This window comes from Mycobacterium gordonae (assembly GCF_002101675.1).
GTDB classification, from domain to species: Bacteria; Actinomycetota; Actinomycetes; order Mycobacteriales; family Mycobacteriaceae; genus Mycobacterium; species Mycobacterium gordonae.
Genome location: NZ_LQOY01000048.1, coordinates 1 through 16,706 on the forward strand (window position 1 = coordinate 1; position 16,706 = coordinate 16,706).

At 65.1% G+C, this 16,706-nt stretch carries 19 protein-coding genes and 4 tRNA genes; 12 read left to right on the plus strand and 11 right to left on the minus strand.

Features of this window, described 5'->3' with window-relative positions; translation table 11 throughout:
* Nucleotides 1-61: 61 nt before the first annotated feature.
* The 7 genes from AWC08_RS08195 to AWC08_RS08230 all read right to left on the minus strand — a co-directional run bounded on the left by AWC08_RS08195 (nucleotide 62) and on the right by AWC08_RS08230 (nucleotide 4,080).
* Nucleotides 62-424 (minus strand): hypothetical protein, encoded by a 363-nt coding sequence (locus AWC08_RS08195; RefSeq protein WP_069435242.1) that lies wholly within the window; start codon nucleotides 422-424, stop codon nucleotides 62-64.
* 998 nt (nucleotides 425-1,422) lie between these two features.
* Nucleotides 1,423-2,268 (minus strand): hypothetical protein, encoded by an 846-nt coding sequence (locus tag AWC08_RS08205; RefSeq protein WP_069435240.1) that lies wholly within the window; start codon nucleotides 2,266-2,268, stop codon nucleotides 1,423-1,425.
* 115 nt (nucleotides 2,269-2,383) lie between these two features.
* Nucleotides 2,384-2,752 (minus strand): MerR family transcriptional regulator, encoded by a 369-nt coding sequence (locus AWC08_RS08210; protein WP_083271401.1) that lies wholly within the window; start codon nucleotides 2,750-2,752, stop codon nucleotides 2,384-2,386.
* Nucleotides 2,749-3,288 carry a hypothetical protein gene (locus tag AWC08_RS08215; RefSeq protein WP_069435239.1) on the minus strand — a complete coding sequence of 180 codons (540 nt, stop codon included), beginning with the start codon at nucleotides 3,286-3,288 and terminating at the stop codon, nucleotides 2,749-2,751. The genes AWC08_RS08210 and AWC08_RS08215 overlap by 4 nt, the downstream gene beginning before the upstream one ends.
* Before the next feature lie 526 nt (nucleotides 3,289-3,814).
* Nucleotides 3,815-3,889 (minus strand) — tRNA-Val (locus AWC08_RS08220).
* Between the two features lie 17 nt (nucleotides 3,890-3,906).
* Nucleotides 3,907-3,977, minus strand: a tRNA-Cys gene (locus tag AWC08_RS08225).
* 30 nt (nucleotides 3,978-4,007) lie between these two features.
* Nucleotides 4,008-4,080, minus strand: a tRNA-Gly gene (locus AWC08_RS08230).
* A gap of 178 nt (nucleotides 4,081-4,258) precedes the next feature.
* Between AWC08_RS08230 and AWC08_RS08235 the strand changes: the two genes are divergently transcribed.
* The 8 genes from AWC08_RS08235 (at nucleotide 4,259) to AWC08_RS08270 (ending at nucleotide 9,562) form a co-directional block, all read left to right on the plus strand.
* Nucleotides 4,259-4,330 (plus strand) — tRNA-Val (locus tag AWC08_RS08235).
* A 274-nt stretch (nucleotides 4,331-4,604) separates the two neighbouring features.
* On the plus strand, nucleotides 4,605-5,411 hold the full coding sequence (locus AWC08_RS08240; protein WP_069435243.1) for a polysaccharide deacetylase family protein: 807 nt from the start codon (nucleotides 4,605-4,607) through the stop codon (nucleotides 5,409-5,411).
* 57 nt (nucleotides 5,412-5,468) lie between these two features.
* Nucleotides 5,469-5,837, plus strand: a complete 369-nt coding sequence (locus AWC08_RS08245) for a SpoIIAA family protein (RefSeq protein ID WP_065137213.1) — start codon at nucleotides 5,469-5,471, stop codon at nucleotides 5,835-5,837.
* Nucleotides 5,838-5,967: 130 nt separating this feature from the next.
* Complete coding sequence (locus tag AWC08_RS08250; RefSeq protein ID WP_065137214.1) at nucleotides 5,968-6,261, plus strand: putative quinol monooxygenase; 294 nt, start codon at nucleotides 5,968-5,970, stop codon at nucleotides 6,259-6,261.
* Between the two features lie 37 nt (nucleotides 6,262-6,298).
* The gene (locus AWC08_RS08255) at nucleotides 6,299-6,589 is read left to right on the plus strand and encodes a hypothetical protein (protein ID WP_065137215.1); all 291 of its coding nucleotides are present in this window, start codon (nucleotides 6,299-6,301) and stop codon (nucleotides 6,587-6,589) included.
* Nucleotides 6,590-6,797: 208 nt separating this feature from the next.
* Nucleotides 6,798-7,673 (plus strand): hypothetical protein, encoded by an 876-nt coding sequence (locus AWC08_RS08260; RefSeq protein ID WP_065137216.1) that lies wholly within the window; start codon nucleotides 6,798-6,800, stop codon nucleotides 7,671-7,673.
* 141 nt (nucleotides 7,674-7,814) lie between these two features.
* Nucleotides 7,815-8,597: a sulfite exporter TauE/SafE family protein gene (locus AWC08_RS08265; RefSeq protein ID WP_069435238.1), complete on the plus strand. Its 783-nt coding sequence runs from the start codon at nucleotides 7,815-7,817 to the stop codon at nucleotides 8,595-8,597.
* Between the two features lie 29 nt (nucleotides 8,598-8,626).
* Nucleotides 8,627-9,562: a catalase family peroxidase gene (locus AWC08_RS08270; protein ID WP_069435237.1), complete on the plus strand. Its 936-nt coding sequence runs from the start codon at nucleotides 8,627-8,629 to the stop codon at nucleotides 9,560-9,562.
* A gap of 23 nt (nucleotides 9,563-9,585) precedes the next feature.
* Here AWC08_RS08270 and AWC08_RS08275 read toward each other — a convergent pair whose 3' ends face one another.
* Nucleotides 9,586-10,692, minus strand: a complete 1,107-nt coding sequence (locus tag AWC08_RS08275) for a glutamate--cysteine ligase 2 (RefSeq protein ID WP_085087678.1) — start codon at nucleotides 10,690-10,692, stop codon at nucleotides 9,586-9,588.
* A gap of 209 nt (nucleotides 10,693-10,901) precedes the next feature.
* Here AWC08_RS08275 and AWC08_RS08280 point away from each other — a divergent pair, with 209 nt between their 5' ends.
* Nucleotides 10,902-11,561, plus strand: coding sequence for a TetR/AcrR family transcriptional regulator (locus AWC08_RS08280; RefSeq protein WP_069435485.1), 660 nt, complete (start codon nucleotides 10,902-10,904; stop codon nucleotides 11,559-11,561).
* A 3-nt stretch (nucleotides 11,562-11,564) separates the two neighbouring features.
* On the opposite strand, the gene AWC08_RS08285 is transcribed toward AWC08_RS08280, so the two are convergent.
* Nucleotides 11,565-11,990: an anti-sigma factor antagonist gene (locus AWC08_RS08285; protein ID WP_069435486.1), complete on the minus strand. Its 426-nt coding sequence runs from the start codon at nucleotides 11,988-11,990 to the stop codon at nucleotides 11,565-11,567.
* Between the two features lie 159 nt (nucleotides 11,991-12,149).
* On the opposite strand from AWC08_RS08285, the gene AWC08_RS08290 reads away from it, so the two are divergent.
* Entirely contained in the window at nucleotides 12,150-12,791 is a 642-nt protein-coding gene (locus AWC08_RS08290; protein ID WP_065131961.1) for a TetR/AcrR family transcriptional regulator, read from the plus strand.
* 1 nt (nucleotide 12,792) lies between these two features.
* On the opposite strand, the gene AWC08_RS08295 is transcribed toward AWC08_RS08290, so the two are convergent.
* Nucleotides 12,793-13,461, minus strand: a complete 669-nt coding sequence (locus AWC08_RS08295) for a DedA family protein (RefSeq protein WP_065131960.1) — start codon at nucleotides 13,459-13,461, stop codon at nucleotides 12,793-12,795.
* Nucleotides 13,462-13,571: 110 nt separating this feature from the next.
* Here AWC08_RS08295 and AWC08_RS08300 point away from each other — a divergent pair, with 110 nt between their 5' ends.
* On the plus strand, nucleotides 13,572-15,200 hold the full coding sequence (locus tag AWC08_RS08300) for an acyl-CoA synthetase (RefSeq protein ID WP_085087680.1): 1,629 nt from the start codon (nucleotides 13,572-13,574) through the stop codon (nucleotides 15,198-15,200).
* Nucleotides 15,201-15,309: 109 nt separating this feature from the next.
* Here AWC08_RS08300 and AWC08_RS08305 read toward each other — a convergent pair whose 3' ends face one another.
* Complete coding sequence (locus AWC08_RS08305) at nucleotides 15,310-16,005, minus strand: phosphotransferase-like protein (RefSeq protein ID WP_232007862.1); 696 nt, start codon at nucleotides 16,003-16,005, stop codon at nucleotides 15,310-15,312.
* A 161-nt stretch (nucleotides 16,006-16,166) separates the two neighbouring features.
* Here AWC08_RS08305 and AWC08_RS08310 point away from each other — a divergent pair.
* On the plus strand, nucleotides 16,167-16,706 hold a 540-nt coding region (locus tag AWC08_RS08310; RefSeq protein WP_142283471.1), incomplete at its 3' end, for a PE family protein.

Consider the following 16,706-nt stretch of genomic DNA (forward strand, 5'->3'; position numbering starts at 1 on the left):
AGATCACCCATCCAATCTGATCGGGTGGCCTACTTTTCAACCGTCGCGACTGGCCTGGTTTTCAACCGTCGTCAACAGTCGCGCCTGAACTGGGAACTTCCTTTATCCACGTCAACCGCACCATATGCTGCACGAGCGATTCAGTGGAACTCACTAGTTCCATGTCGCGCAGTTGTCGTTGCACGCCGGCTCGCATCCCTGCGGCAAATTTAGCGATCGCCGCGAAAGAGTCTTTAAGAGCTGGCATATACGTCAGCGACGACGCTGAAACGATACTACCGTCGGCATCCCGGTAGGTGGCTTCCTTTGGCGTGGGATTGTCGTGCCACAACATCACCTGCTCGGCCGTGGGGTGATACGAACTGTCATTGCACACCGCGATGATTGAGAGCACACGGTATTGCTCATCCGAAAGGATCTTCACCCTGAGCGATTCTAGAGTGCGGTTTCACAGTCCGACTATGGCTGAGCTGCCCGGGTAGCTTTAATCCGTGGACGTCCTTCAATGGATGCCTCTGCTTGGCGCTGCGGGCATCGGGTCAGTGATCACCACCTATGTCGGAGCAGGTAAGGCTAGGCGCGAGGTACGTAGCGCTGTTTTGAAAGCTCTTGCCTTAACTGAGAGTTCTCGTGGGTGGGTCTAGACAAGGACCATCCCACGTTTCAAATCGCAATCCGCGACTTGGAAACTGCTGCTCTCATTGCTCGGATATCCAGGCCCGCTGTGCAGCAATACCTCCTCCTCGCTGACGCCGCCCGCCGGTACAGCCTCGAGGACTATGACATAAAGGGCGGCGACGAGGAAATCGCTGCCGGGATGATTAACTCGGACCTGGGCAACGTTGTCCAAGAGTCGGCTGAGATTGTCACCCAGCTAGCATGGCGCCCCTGGTGGTCACGAATTACGTATCGGCCAACTGAGAAAAGTACGCAAGAAGGCGACAGGCATCGACGACAAAGATGTCAGGCAGCAGCTCGCCTACACGCAGTGGGCGCTGACAAGTTCCCCGGTTCACTCGGCGAGTTGTACGACGAGTATTTCCCGAACAGGAAGAGGAAGTAGAAACACCGGGGGGTTGTCGCGGCACGCGCGGCGTCGCAAAGTCTTCAGCGCCGCGAGGCGCGGGGAGCGGCAGCTCGTGGTTCATCCCCCCGAGACAGCTTGGGGCGTTTTCCCAAGCGCTTCAGGGCTAGCAAACAAGCCCTGCCCACGAACTACGGAATGGTATTTGCCATGGCTGCTAGGTGGCATCGGTTGACAATCCAAAGCTGTTCTCGCGCCGCCTTTTTGGTCGCTAGCAAACTCGCCAAAGCGCGCCAATTTTCTCTCGATAACGGGAAATTCCTGTCGAGTACCTGTGTCTGAGTAGCAGCTCTTGATGTTGGACCGCAGCGGCCGTATCGGCTGTTCGCACGCTGGCGTTAGTTGTCCGAACCGTCCCACCATTCAGGCTTATCTCTGGTGAAGTCCCAGTGAAACGTCGTTTCATCGGCGGCGGCGCGGGTCAGTTCCAACATGAAATACATGCCGTCAACTCGGAGCTTGGCGATCTGGAGCGTCTGTCCGAAGGGGCGGTCCAGCACGTTGTACCCAGCTTCTATGGACGGTGGCGTCTTGGTCTCGACGGTCAGTCGGGTCAGCGGAGTCTGCAGTCGGTGCCCAGGTGGTTGCGCGGCGTCGCCGTCGATTGCTTTGAGGACTTGCTGAAGGGCGTCTTCGGCAACCAGTCCGGCGCAGTGGATCAGGTATTCGCCGACGTCAAGATTTCCGCTATACCCCATCGACGACGCGTGTGAGAGCAGGTGGGGGATGGTTCCGCTGAGGTGAGAGCCGTACGTGTTGGCGTATTCGGTGATGAGTTGCTCCCACGAGTTGACCCGTCGTGGCGCTCCTTTGATGATGAGCGCGTCCAATCCGCGCCATCGGTCTATATCCATAACGACGGTCGGCGGGTGTCCCGGTTCGTCCGGTGCAGGGATTGCGCCGAAGGCTAGACCGATCTTTTGGTCGTCCGCGACGGGTAAGGACACCCGGACTTGCGGGAGTGGGAGCTTGTGACTGTGGCACAACCGCACGATGGCGTCGTCACCCTTGCCGTGGGCAAGGAGGGTACGAAGCACCGCTGCCAAGTCATCGACGGCACCGATCTCGCCGGTTTCCAACGCGTCGAGGTGTCGGCTCAGCCGCTGCCTGAGTCGGCGCGCGACGGCGACCACTTCGGCCTGGGTCGCTGCTTTTGGTAGATGCGGGTTGCCACCGGGGGCCATTCGCCGAAATCTAGTACCCAGATGCACATGGTGGCCACCGATTTTCTACTGCTTGTCTTTCAACACGATTTCCTGCAGCGCCTCGTGGTACCGCTCGACTTCCATGCGGGCAAGGTCAAGTTGCAGCATGGCTGCCGAAATGGTGGTCTGGCCCGAGTGGAAGTAGCTGGTCGATGTGAGCAGGTCCAGCCCGAGTGGCTGCGTCGGGTGTTCGCGCGCTTCGGCGGTCGTTGCTGATCGCTTCGAGTTCGACGTTGACCCGGTTCAGTAGGTACGCCGCCCGCTGCAGCAGACGGTCCCGCTGTTGTTCGATGAGTTGTCGGCAATCCTGCCACGTGGGTATTGCGTCGTCGGGGAGTAGGGGGTGGCCTTGCGGGGTGCGGATGGCTTGCGGCAACAGGCCGTCCGCGATCAAGAGTTTGAGGGTGCGGGCACTGATGCCGCACAGCTTCGCCGCTTCCGACAGCTTCAGATTCTCGCTCATTGGGTGGTCCAGGGGTCGTTAGCGCGCTTTTGTTCTGCTTTCGCCTTTGCGTGTATTTCCTGCAGTGCGGGTTGCCATTGAGTGTCGGCGTGGTGCGTGAGCAGCGTCAGGGCTTTAATGGCTTGTTTGGCGTAGTTCTGGAGAGCGTGGCCGTGCCGGGGTGCGCGGCGGGTGGTGAAGTGCGAGAGCTGCTTATCTATCCGGTCGTGCTCTTCGGACGTAAGCATTTCGAAGCCGGGCCAACCGCTCTGGACGCAGTACTCAAACGCGTAGCGGTCGCGGGCTTTGTTCCCGCTGCGTGGTCTCGCGGTGCACTTGAAGAAATCGTCCAGTAGCCGGGCGTGAGTGAGTGCTGACTCCATCGCGGCGAGGTAGGCGACTGCCTGGTCGTTGTTCCAGTAGTAGCCGGGTGGGCGGGCTTTGTTGAACCGAGGTGTGATTGGGTGCCGGAACCGCATGCGTGGGGTCGCGACCATCATCGCTATTTCGTACTCGAGGTGCGTCAGCGACTCGTGCAGGTCGTCGGGCGTGGCCATCTGCGGAATCTAACGCCCGAACGCCGCCGGACGACACCCTATTTATTGGAGGACGGCGGTCCTGCGGTCAGGCGGTAGTACGGCCCGCCAGTGCTAGGGAACGATTCAATCGTGACTGGCGTGACGGCGGTGGACTCGTGGGTCAGTCCGTCGCTAGCAGGGTTTGTGATGCTGGTTGCGTCGGCGGCGATGTCGGCGAGCAATTCGCCTAGGTCCGTCTTTCCATTGGATGCTTTAGCGATGCCCTGCAGGGTGTTTAAACGGTCTGGGCCACGGCGGCAATCAACGTGCCACCTAGGCCAACATCGAAAGCCGCGACATTTACCCAGTCGGCACCCAGCTCGGCGGCGGCATGTCCAGCGGCGTCGAGGTTGCGAATTTTGCGTGCTGTCGCGTCGTCTACCGGCTTAGACAAGTGAGCGAACAACCCCTCTATCTGGCATTTTGTGCGCTGCTCGGGAGTTCACGGGGAGTTCACGATTTCCCGATGACGCTCCAATAACCGCCTCTGAACTGCCAGAAACCGTGGTGCGCGATACTGGGATTGAACCAGTGACCTCTTCCGTGTCAGGGAAGCGCTCTCCCGCTGAGCTAATCGCGCTGGGAGGTCGAAATCGGAGGTGGAGACGGGAATCGAACCCGTGTGCACGGCTTTGCAGGCCGTTGCCTCACCACTCGGCCACTCCACCGCTGGGGATTGATGCCAATTCGCACCTTCGAGCGGATGACGGGATTCGAACCCGCGACCCTCACCTTGGCAAGGTGATGCGCTACCAACTGCGCTACATCCGCGCGCAACGGGCGAGATCGTCGCCCGGTGCGAAGCACGACGATAGTCCAGTGAACCGGCCCACACAAATTCCTTGGTCAGAGCGTGTCGAATACGGCCCGGGAGGAGCTCACCAGGCCTGGGCCGCTCGGCCCATACGACGGTCGTGCTAGTCTTCGACGTCGTTCGCCTCTCGGCGCCGGTCCCGTGGCTCAGTGGAAGAGCGTCCGCTTCACACGCGGAAGGTCGCTGGTTCGATCCCAGCCGGGACCACCCCCCTCGAACCCCCGCACCGCGTCCGAGTTCGCCGTGTACCGATCCGGTCGTCGTTGGTTGTGTCCGCCGTGATTTTTCCTGCCGCGAAGGCGCAGGGGCGTGCTGCCCGACGCACAGAGCCGAGGAGCGCGGCCCGATTGCAGGCATACCAACTGCAGGTCACAACTTCATACCTGACCGCGACACCCGGAGTTGGCGGGGGAACGCGCACCCGCCGACGGCCTAGCCTGTCAGCCACGGCCAAGGGCTGAGGAGTGCAGACGTGAGCGGACTGGACCGGCGGCGGTTCATGGTCGCGCTGGCCGCGACGGTAGCGGCAGCGGCGACACCGCCGGCGCGCGCCGATGTTCTCGGCTCAGCACCCAATCCCGGCCCCTTGCCGCCCGACCTGTTGCCGCCGCCTGACCCTGGTTCACGGCTACCACTGCCCAAAGGCGCGGTCTTGAAGCACCTTCCCGGGGGCGGCGATCTGCTGGCATGGACGGTGGACGACGGCGCGGACAGCGAAGTCGTGCGGCTCTACACCCAATTCGCCAAGGACAGCGGTGTCCGGCTCACCTATTTCGTCACCGGTGGCTATCGTTCGTGGACGGAGAACGCGGTGCTGCTGCGGCCGCTGGTGGAGTCTGGCCAGATCCAACTGGCCAACCACACCTGGACGCATGCGGACCTGACGCGGCTCGCGCCGGCACAGGTCGCCGCCGAATTGAGAAGCACCCACGTCTTCCTGCGGAACACCTTTGGCGTAGACGCCGCGCCCTACTTCCGTCCGCCGTACGGTCACCACGACGCCGCGGTCGACGCGGTAGCTGCTGACCTGGGTTATCAGAATCCCACGTTGTGGAGCGGTGACCTGCGCGACTCCGCGTTGCTTCCCGAAGGCGTCATCGTGCAATTGGCGCAGCAATATTTCACCCCTCAGAACATCGTGATCGGCCACCTCAACCACACACCGGTCACGCACGTCTACGGACAACTCGTCGAAATCATCCGGGCGCGCAGGCTGCGCACCGTCACGCTCAACGATGTCTTCGTGCGCCCCGGGAGTTCATCCCCCGCAACGGGATTGCCCCACTGATTTGGCACGGGTTGACTGGGTGAAGGGGCGCCGACCCCGGATAGAAAGAAGATTCCGATGATTGAACTGTTGCCGGACATGCCGGAGGGAGTCACCGGCATCCGCGTATCGGGCCGGCTGCGCGGTGACGAGCTACGCGAGATGAAGCCGAGCCTGCAGGAGCGGCTGAACACCGGCGAGATCAGAATCGTCGAAGTCATCCCGTCGGATTACGAGGGTTTCGGACCGGGCGGGTTGATCGAGGACTTGAAGCTGGGCTTCGGCACGGTCTTGCCGCACCATTCCGCTTTCAAGCGGATCGCGATCGTCACCGACCTCGACTGGGTCGGTCACGTGCTGCATGCTCTCGCGTGGATCGTTCCGGGTGAGCTTGCCGTGTTCGGCCTCGACGCACTCGACCAGGCCAAGCAGTGGGCAGCCGGCTGACGGCCCGAGAACGCTATATAAGTTGAGACCGCCGAGCCTGAAAATCTGCAGCGAAAGTGCGAGAGCGGACCTGCCAGGATTCAGGCTCGGTGATGCGGCAGACCCATCAAAGGCGCGAAAAGGAGACGACATGTCCGTGACGGTGATACTCGAACTCCAGTTCAAGCCCGAGTCGGTGGCTGCCGGCCGGGAACTGATGAGCCGGACGCTTGAGGTCACTCGCGGGTTCGACGGCAACGTCCAGACCGATGTCTGGGTCGACGAGGACGACGAGGCGCACTGGCTGATCTACGAGGTCTGGGAATCCGTCGAGCACGACGAGGCGTACCGCCGCTTCCGCGCCGGCGAAGGCAAGGTGACCGAGCTGCCGCCACTGTTGGCCGCCCCGCCGAACAAGAAGAGATACACCACCGCCGAGGTCTAGCAGGCGAGCCGCGCGGCTTTGGCATACCGTCAACCGCATGAGCTTCAACGAAGGCATCGGCACGCTGAAACTTGAATGCCCGCAGGCTCATCCGGTGGGCAGGATCCTGCGCGAAGCCGCGCACCAGTCGGTCCAGTACGATCCCGGCGCCGCGGTCGGGCCGCGCCGATTCTGGCCCGAAGAGGCCGAGCAGACGCGCTTCACGGCGCAGTGTCGGTTCTGCGACAAGCCGGTGGGCGAAGCCACGGGAACGCTGCGGGACAAGTTCACCGAACTGCTCGCAGACACCGTCGAGACCTACCGCACTATCACGCTGCCCTATCTATAACTCCTCGGAACACGACTCGAATGCGCAGCTGCCTCAAAATGAAAAGCCAAGGGGCGCAGACTCTCTCGTCAAGAGGCCACTCCTATTAGGCGCCTGATCAATATATTCACCCATGCTGATATCGCGGGTTGTTTATTGATTTCGTAAGGTTCATGAGGAAACGTCTAGGAAAGCGCACGACACCACGTCCATCGAGCACGGAGATCTCATGACGCTAACCCGCAGACACCCACTGGGTATCCTCGTCGCGATAGTCGCGAGCCTCGCAGCACTAGCTTCCTTCGGGGCCCCGCCGGCGCACGCCTTCTACGTCAAGTACCACGAGACGATCACCCGCAACGCCCTGCCCGCCGATCAGGTCAGCCAGTTGGCGATCAACCAGATCCTCGTCGGCCCGCCGCCCGGCGGCGGCGCCATGGGCAGCGACGTGTTCGCCACTGACGAATTCCGCCACCTGGACAACTCGATCAACCCCGTCGACATCTGCAACCGGGCCCGCCAGGCATGGGACGTCTTCTCGCCCGTCGTGCTCAGCGGGTCCGTGCTCAACGGCAACGTCGAGGCCGACGGGCCGGGCGCCCGAGCGGCCTTCGGTGCCCTGCTGCACACCCAGCAGGACTTCTACGCCCACTCCAACTGGGTCGAGGAGAACGTCGCGATCGGACAGCTGGACCGGCTCGCGCCACCGATCTTCCCCACCTGCAACCCCGCCGACTTCCCGGCGGACCTGCACACCGGCTACTACAACATCGACTTCTCCCAGCAGTTCCCCCTCGAGGGCTGCCCGGCCGGGGGTCCGCCGCCCGGATTCCAGGAGTGCCACACGGTCCTGAACAAGGACGGCCCACACACCCCGCGCGGCGCTCAGGTCATCCCGGGAACCAGCATGACGATGTATGACCTGGCCGCGAAACTTGCCACCGAGGCCAGCACCAACCTGTACACCACCGTCCGCGACTGGGTCGCCAACGAAAACGGGCAAAACGCGGCGGTTCAGCTGTTCCAGCAGGGTGGTCCGATGCCGTCGCTGAACGACCTTCCCCACATCCCCAACATCCCGAACCTGCCCTACACCGGCAGTTAGCCGCGACTCAGCGGGTGCTCGGGTCGATCCAGTCGATCCACTCGCCGTGGGCGGACACCCGAGCACACCGCTGATTCCGGCTTGATCAAACGCCGCGACGAACTCCGCGGCGCCTTTCTGTGGTGAGGCTAGGGTTTCGTGGTGTCGGTTTCCCACATGATCTTGATCGGACTGGCGGGGCTCGGGGCCGGCGCGATCAACGCGCTCGTCGGCTCGGGCACCCTCATCACGTTTCCGACCCTGGTCGCGCTGGGGTATCCGCCGGTCACTGCCACCATGTCCAACGCGGTGGGACTGGTGGCGGGCGGCGTGTCCGGAACCTGGGGTTACCGGCGGGAATTGCGCGGGCAGTGGGACCGGCTGCGGTGGCAGATCCCGGCGTCGCTGGCCGGGGCGGTGCTGGGTGCCTACCTGCTGCTGCACCTGCCCGAGAAGGTCTTCACCCGAATCGTGCCGGTACTGCTGGTCCTGGCCTTGGTTCTGGTGGTGATCGGACCGCGGATCCAGTCGTGGGCCCGCCGGCGTGCCGAAGATGCGGGCCGCTCCGCCGAGCACATCACGCCGACGAGGATGACGGCGCTGGTAGTCGGCACCTTCCTGGTCGGCGCCTACGGCGGCTATTTCACCGCCGCACAGGGCATCCTGTTGGTCGGTGTGATGGGCGCGTTGCTGCCGGAATCGGTGCAGCGCATGAACGCGGCGAAGAATCTGCTCACGCTGATTGTGAATATCGTTGCGGCGCTCAGTTATACGCTGGTTGCCTGGGATCGCATCAGCTGGCCGGTTGCCGGATTGATCGCGATCGGCTCCCTGATCGGCGGATTGATCGGCGCGCGGTACGGACGGCGGCTGTCGCCAAATGCGCTGCGCGCCACCATCGTGGTGGTCGGGCTGATCGGTCTGTACCGACTGCTCACCGTGTGAAAGCGCCGGTGAAGACCTAGGATTCGGCCATGCCGGTTACCCCTGACGATGCCATCGCCGCGATCCGGGGCGTGGGAGGTGCCTGCCCGGGCTATCGCGCCCTGCACGCCAAAGGCACGCTGTACCGGGGCACCTTCACCGCAACGCCTGAGGCGGCAGCACTTTCGCGCGCAAGCCATCTCGACGGCTCGCCGGTGCCGATTCTGGTGCGGTTCTCCAACGGATCGGGCAACCCATCCCAACCGGACGGCGCGGCGGGCCCGCGCGGGCTGGCGGTCAAGTTCACCCTGCCCGACGGGAAGACCACCGACGTCTCCACCCAAACCGCCCGGCTGTTCGTCGCGAGCCAACCCGACGGCTTCGTCGAGCTGCTCAAGGCCCTGCGGCCCGGCCCGGCCAAGCCGGCCCGCCTGGCGCGCCTGCTGGCGACCCGGCCCGGGCTGCTGAGGGCACTGCCGGTTTTGGCCGCCGCCGGTAAGACGCCGGCAAGCTACGCCACCACCGAATACCACGGGTTGCACGCCTTCCGCTGGGTCGCGGCCGACGGAAGCGCCAGATTTGTTCGCTACCATCTGATCCCGGCCGCCGGAGCACAACACCTGTCAACACGCGATTCCCGAAGCAAGGACCCAGACTTCCTCACCGACGAACTGGGCATCCGCCTCGCCGGCGGCCCGGTGCACTTCGACTTCCGCGTTCAGCTCGCCGGACCCGACGACTCCACCACCGATCCCTCCTCGCCGTGGCGCAGCACCGACACCGTCTGCATCGGAACCCTCGAGATCACCGGGGTAGACACCGAGCGCGAACGCGGAGGCGACATCGTCGTCTTCGACCCGATGCGCGTCACCGACGGCATCGAACCCTCCGAGGACCCGGTGCTGCACTTTCGCACCCTGGCCTACTCGGCATCGGTCAAGCTGCGGGCCGGCGTCGACCGCGGCCCGGAAGCGCCCCAGGCCTGAAAGGCTATCGGAAGCACCAAGATTCAGCTGACTGTCGCGGAAGCGGCGTCCTCGATCACGTCCAGTGCGGCGCCGCGGCGCTGCCACGATCGACGTTGCCGCATCGCCCCGTTGCCCAGCGTGGTGAGGCGGTCGAGTCCGTCGACCACGTGGTGATATTCGTCCAGGGCGTCCAACGCCGGGCGGACCCGGTGCACCAACGCGCTCAACTGTTCGCGCACCGGCACTGCCCCGCGACCGCCGACCAGATCCAGCGTGGTGCCGGTCAGCCCGTCGTGGGCGGCCTTCCAATACGCGGCCCGCAATGCGGCCGGCGGCAACCGGTCGACACGGCGATCGCGCTCGTCGAGCGCCGTTATCACCGCCGCCCGAACGAGAGTGGCCAGCAGCACGGTGTCGGCGGCCGTCGCCGGCACATCGGCCACCCGGACCTCGACGGTCGGAAAATCCGCTGAGGGGCGCACGTCCCAATAAACCATCCCGGTATCCAGGATCACCCCGGTATCGACCAGCATGCGCACCGTCTGGTCGTACTCGTCGATCGAGGCGAAATACGGCGGCGCGCCGGCGACCGGCCAGCGCCGCCACAACACGCTGCGCCAGCTCGCATAACCCGAGTCACTGTTGCGGTAGATCGCCGAATTCGCCGACAGCGCAAGCAAAGTGGGAAGCCACGGGCGCAGCCAGTTGCTGACGTGGATGGCCGCGCCGCGGTCGGGCACCTCGACATGAACGTGGCATCCGCAGATGCCCTGCTCGTGGGCCACCATCCCGAACTGCGCGCCGATCTGACGGTAGCGGGGTTTGTCGGTCACCGGGAACTCGTGCGGCGTCACGGGCGGCAACCCCAGCGCCAGCAGGCGAAGACCCACGGCTTCGGCGGCCTGCGCAGCCATGCGCCGCAGTGCAGTGAGCTCCGTGTGCAGTTGTGCGGCGCTGGTCGCAACGCTGGAGGTGGTCTCTACCTGGCAGCTTGCCAGCTCCAGGTCCAATTCGACGCCGCGGCGCTCGGCCTCAGCGGCCACGTCACCGTTGCGGGGTGCCGGTTCGCCGGTGTCGGGGTGGACCAGGAGAAACTCTTCTTCCACGCCGACGGTCGGAAGGTCGCCCCCCGAGCGCCGCGTGCCCATGCCCGCAACCTACCCAAGCGCTGCCGGCGCAAACCAGCGCTTTATGGGTGTTGAGCCTGAGATGTTGGCCATGTGGGCGATTTCCCAGTACAAACCCGCTTCGTTGGGGACAATGGCCTCCAAGGGAACCGGGGTTTCGGCCCCGACGGAGTCTCTGGGTGGGTTCGGAGAGCGTGCAAAGCACGTCCCAATGAAGGAGCGATCTAGCAGTGTTGAGTCCCCGCTTGCAAGAACACGATTACGTCCTTGATTCCACCGAGGACCTTGTTGCCCAGGATGGCATCGAAGCCGTGACGATTCGGGCGCTCACCAAGGCCACCGGCGTTTCCAACGGCGCGATCTACCGCACCTTCGAGTCGCGTGGTGGCCTGCTCGGCCGGGTCTGGATCCGCGCCGAACGCCGCTTCCTGGACCAGCTGACCAGTCTGATCGAGGAGGCCAAGGGTCAGCCCGGCAGTGAACCCCTGGACGCGGTATACGCCGCCGCGGAGACTTCGCTGCTCTACCCGGACCTGTACCCGGGGTCGTCGGCGTGCCTGATGACGGTGCGTCGCGCCGACGTCGTCAGCCAGCCGATGCCGGCCGAGATCGCCGAGCAGTTGCGGGCACTCGAACGTGAGCTGGCCGGGGTGATGGCACAACTGGCCGAAGGCCTTTGGGGTCGCAGTGACGAGAGTGCCGTCGATCTGGTCGCGAGTTGCATCATCGATCTGCCGAAGTGGATCGGCCTGCGGGGCGGCCGGTACGGCCTGCCCATCCTGCGTGACTACCTGCGCGCGGCGGTGCGATCGGTGCTCGAAGTGGGACCGCCGCCGACCGGCGCCGGCCGTGAGCTGGCGGCCAGCGGCGCTCGCCACGGTGCCGCGTAGCCGTCAGGAAACCGCGAGGGCGTGGTCCACCGTTGGAAATATCGGAAGCAGCGCCCCCAGTCCGCAGGCCTCGACGATGCGCGTGACGATCGGCGCACGACTCACCAGCCGTAGTTCGACGCAACGGTCACGGCACTGTTGGGCGGCGTCGGCGAGTACGCCGAAGGCGCAGCATCCCATGAAATCGACGTCGGTCACGTCGACGACAAACGGTCCCGGCGCGCTGGCGGTGGCGGCCGCTTCGGCGACCAGCTGGCGCCAGGTGTTCTCGTTGCAGGCGTCGATTTCGCCGCCGGCGTGGATCACCACCGCATCGCCGCTCCGGTCGGTGATCGCACGCAGGGTGCTGCGTGGCTCGCCGAGCTGGTAGACCAACCGGGTACTGAGGGTGAGATGTGTGGAAAAAGATTCTGCAATGACCAGGCTCATGGTGCACTCCTATTCGACTGGCGTGAACAACGCCGCGAAGGATGCCCGTCCTGCGCATCTGAAGACAGACAGATAATTTTCGCCCCGTGAGTATCAGTTCTATAACAAGACAGGGCTGTCTGTCTACATCGCTGGGGTAAGAGTACGGTAAGTCACGTTATGACAACGCCCGACGTCACGGGCCCCGGTGGGCCCCCTGTGCCCGCCCGCGAACGGATACTGAATGCCGCCTATGAACTGTTCAGCCGGCGTGGAATCCGGGCGGTTGGCACTGAGGAAGTGATCGAGCGTGCCTCGGTGGCCAAGGCGACGCTCTATCGGCACTTCGCGACCAAGAACGAGCTGGTCCTGGCCGTGCTCGAGCGGCGCGAACTGCTCTGGACGCACGGCTTGATCGAGCAGCGGTCCGCCTCGCTGGGCGACACTCCCGAAGAGCAGTTGCTGGCCATCTTCGACGTCCTGCATCAGTGGTTTCAGGACCGCGACGGCTTTGAGGGCTGCTCCTTCATCAACGTGCTGCTCGAGCTGGGCCCCGACCACCCCGCCGGAAAGGCGAGCATCGCCCACATCGACAACGTCCGGCAGATCGTGCTCACACGCGCCGAAGCTGCGGGGTTGCGCGACGTCGAAAATTTCGCCCGCTCCTGGCAGATCCTGATGAAAGGGGCGATCGTTCTCGCTGCGGTCGGCGACGCGGAAGCGGCCCTGCGCTCCCGGGTCATGGCCCACGGACTCATCGAGCAACACCGCCCGCAGGGCGATCTCCCCCTCGAGAAGGACCGGGAAGGGGCGCTCGGCTAACTCAGGCGGCCTTCTCCTGAGCCGGGGTTCCGGTCTTGCGGTAGTGCTCTTCCTCGAGTTCGGCGATCGCACGGGACGTGCGCTCGCGCAGCAGGATCGCGGCGGTGATGCCGCAGATGACCGCTATGACCAGCGCCACCCACGAAAAGCGTGACATCCAGCGTTCGGCGGCCACGCCGGCGAAGTAAACCAGGGCGGTGGTGCCGCCGGCCCAGCAGATGCCGCCGCCGACGTTGGCGGCCAGGAATCGCGGGTAGGGCATTTTCAACGCCCCGGCCAGCGGCCCGGCGAAGATGCGCAGCAGCGCGATGAACCGGCCGAAGAACACCGCGCGAACGCCCCAGCGGTTGAAGGTTCGTTCGGCCAGAGCAACGTGGCCGGGGCCGAAGTGTTTGGGGAATCTGCGGCCGAGGCGGTCGAACAGCGGCATGCCGAACCGGCGGCCGATCGAGTAGCCGATCGAATCGCCCACCACCGCGCCGATCACCGCGGCCGCCCCGACGCCGATCGGATTGACTCCGATTTCGTGATGCGACGACAGCAGCGCCGCGCTGACCAATACGATTTCGCCCGGTAGCGGGATGCCCAGGCTCTCCACTCCCACGACGCCACCGACCAGCAGGTAGACCGCGAGCGGCGGGATTGAATGCAGCAGGGCGTCCAGATCCATGGATAAAGGATGCCTGACCGCCGCAGGATGCGCGGCGCAACGGTGTCAGATGAATGCCCGGTGTCGATACTGTCGTGACGTCACGACGTGCGGACGGCTGGGAGGTCCACGTGGAGTTCAACCTCGCCCAGGTGGTGTCGGCGGTGGCCGAGGCCAACCCGGACCGGGACGCCATCGTCTTCGGCGACCGGCGATTCACCTTCGCCCAAACCGACGAACGCGCCCGACGGTTCGCCCGTGCGCTGCACGACTGGGGCTTCGGCGCCCACCGCGAACGCTCGGAACTGGCGCCGCACGAATCCGGCCAGAGCCATCTCGGCCTGTATCTGGCCAACGGCAACGAGTTTCTGGAGGCGATGCTCGGCGCGTACAAAGCGCGCGTCGCGCCGTTCAACATCAACTACCGCTACGTGGCCGACGAGCTGGTGTACCTGATCGGCAACGCGGACGCCGACGCCGTGCTCTACCAGGCGCGGTTCGCGCCGACCCTGGCCCTCGCGCTCGAACGGGCGCCGGGCCGGCCGCGCCTGATTCATGTCGACGACGAGTCCGGCAACGCGCCGTTACCGGGGGCGGTGCGTTACGAGGAGTTGCTGACGTCGGTGTCCGACGAGCCGCTGAACGTGGTGCCGTCGCCGGACGACCTCTACATGCTCTACACAGGCGGCACCACCGGCATGCCCAAGGCGGTGCTCTGGCGGCAGAACGACATCTTCATGAACGCAATGGGCGGGCGGACCTTCGGCACCGGCGAGCCGGTGAGCAGTCTGCACGAGATCATCGAGCGGTCGCGCCCCGACGGTCCGGGATCCATGACGGCCGCACCACTCATGCACGGCGCGGCGCAATGGGCGGCGTTCATCAACCTGTGCGCCGGACGCCCGTTCGTGATGGCCCCGACGACCACCCACCTGGATCCGGCCGAAGTGTGGACGCTGGCCAGCCGCGAACGGGTGGTGTCGTTGTCGATCGTCGGAGACGCGTTCGGCCGGCCGCTGCTCGACGAACTACAAAACGGTTCCTACGACCTTTCCGGCCTTTTCGTGCTTGTCACCGGCGGGGCGGCGCTGAGCGCGCCGCTCAAGCAGCGCTTCGTGGAATTGCTGCCGCATCTGACGATCCTGGACGCCGGGGGATCGTCGGAGTCGGGTGCGCAAATGGGCCAGGTTTCCAGCGCGGCGCAGCATGCCTCGGGCCGGTTCACACCCAACCCGGGCGCGGTGGTGGTCAGCGAGGATCTGACGCGGATCCTGTCGCCCGGCGACGACGAGATCGGCTGGCTCGCCCAGCAGGGCCCGATTCCGTTGGGATACCTGGGCGACCCGGGGAAGACCGCCCGGACCTTTCCGGTCATCGAGGGTATCCGGCACTCGGTCCCCGGTGACCGGGCTCGGTGGGACGCCGACGGTCAGATCGAACTGTTGGGCCGGGATTCGGTGACCATCAACTCCGGCGGCGAGAAGATCTTCGCCGAGGAGGTCGAGGCCGCGATCAACGAGCACCCCGCCGTCTATGACGTCGTGGTGACCGGCCGCCCAAGTGTGCGATGGGGTAACGAGGTCGTCGCGCTGGTGCAGTTGGCCGACGGCGCCCAGGTCGGCGCCGAGCACATCCTCGCCGAGGCCGCGCGTCACATCGCCCGCTACAAGCTGCCCAAAGAGGTCATCTTCTGCCCCAAGGTGCAACGATCACCGTCCGGCAAGGCGGACTACCGCTGGGCGAAAGAGCAAGTGACATAAGGTAATTGACCCGACCCGGCCGGGTGTCGCCCAAAGGGGCGCCGCGTTGCCAACCAGCCTTGATTCCCCGACCACTTTGCAACGCGACGCGTGGCAACCGTATCGGGAATCAGGGCGCCGTAGGTGCGTTTTCGCCGAAAAGTGTTGCCGGTAACAAGCGCTGGCGCAGCCGGTCGAACGCCTTGGGTTGCGGGCAGGCGCGGTACAGCTCGTCAAGGCGCCGCGCCAGTACAGCGACAGGGGTTGCGGTGGTGTCCAACTCGAAGTCGTATTCAGCGTCGGCGTGGGCCGCGCGAGCGCTCCCGCGGTTCCACCCCGGGTACCGGTTGCCGCGCTCCTGCTCGCGGCGCGCGCCTTCGGCGTCGGAGACGTGCACCCCCACCAACCACACCTGACGGTCCTGAAAGATCCGCAAGGCGTCCAGTAGCCAGTCACGTTTCCAAATCACGTCATCGGCGACGACGTTCATACCGTTGTCCAGGTAGGCCCTGATCGCGTGGTAGCGGCAATGCATGGCGCGGTCCAGCAGAGGGCCCGGATGCACGGTGAAGTACTCCAGGCCGTCGTCCTCGAGTGCGCTGTCCCACGTGTAGTACTCGGGACGCACCCGGGCCAGGTCGAGTTGCTCCGGTGGTAGGGCGAGCCAGAACACGTCGATCCCGAGGTGGATCCAGCACTCGTCGGCCACGTCCTGAAAAGCCTGGCAAAGGGACGTCTTCCCGGCGCTGGATCCGCCGTTGAGGACGATGAGCTTGCCTGGTGCCACACCCGCCATAGGGGCCAGAGAGTAACGGAACAGCCTCATGAACGGGCCGTTTCGGGGTGGAAGGTGGTGGGACCCCTGCCGCATGGCCACCAGCGAAGTCCGCCGCGCCATTTCCCTCGCCGCGTTCGCGGCGGGTTTATGATTTGGGGCTGCCGAGCGCGTCGATGACGCGCCGACCGTCGGGCCGTCGGAGGTTGCAGATGTCGTTTGTGATGGCGGTACCGGACGTGGTGTCAGCGGCTGCGACGAATCTCGCGGGGGTCTCCTCGGCGGTGGCGGCGGCCAATACCGCTGCCGCGGCACCGACTTCGCGAATCCTTGTTGCGGCCGGCGACGAGGTATCGGCGGCGATCGCCGCATTGTTCGGGGAGTATGCCCAGCGATATCAGCATGTCAGCGCGCAGGCCGCGGCGTTCCACGAACAATTCGTGCGGTCGCTGGCGGCTGCGGCGGGCGCCTACACCGGCGCCGAAGCGGCCAGCGCGTCTCCGTTGGCGAGCCTGCTGGGGTTGATCAACGCTCCCACCCAGGCGCTGCTGGGACGCCCGCTGATCGGCAATGGCGCTGACGCGCCGGACTTTTCGGGGGCGGCCGGTGGCCCGGGCGGCTTGTTGCTCGGCAACGGCGGTCGCGGGGGCTCGGGTGCGGCCGGGCAGGCCGGCGGTGCGGGTGGAGATGCCGGCCTGATCGGCAATGGCGGGATCGGCGGAGTGGGTGGCGCGGGTGTCGCGGGGTCGGGG